Source organism: Halomonas sp. SIMBA_159 (assembly GCF_046536035.1).
GTDB classification, from domain to species: domain Bacteria; phylum Pseudomonadota; class Gammaproteobacteria; order Pseudomonadales; family Halomonadaceae; genus Vreelandella; species Vreelandella venusta_A.
Map to the genome: position 1 here is coordinate 1 of NZ_JAWJBT010001266.1, position 246 is coordinate 246.

The window sequence follows — 246 nt, forward strand, 5'->3', positions numbered from 1 at the left end:
GCCGACACCGGCCGCCCACTGGACTTCACGCAGGAGCAGAAGGGCTCCCTTGACGCCATTCGCGGCAAGCTCGGCGAGGACGCGCGCGACGCGGTTTATCGGGCCGCCATCGAAGACAAGGACGGCGACGCCATCGGTGCCATCGTCGCCGCGAACGCGCCGCACGCCGTGAACGCCGCCCGACAGATGGAAGGCCCCGGCTCGGTCGCTGATTTCGAGTCGCTGGTCTACGCCGGCGTGAATAAG

The 246-nt window shown here is 68.7% G+C and carries 1 protein-coding gene; it reads left to right on the forward strand.

What is annotated here, in order from left to right; translation table 11 throughout:
* Nucleotides 1-246 (forward strand): hypothetical protein (locus tag R0J87_RS23310; protein WP_498889346.1); only part of this gene is annotated, 246 nt, incomplete at both ends.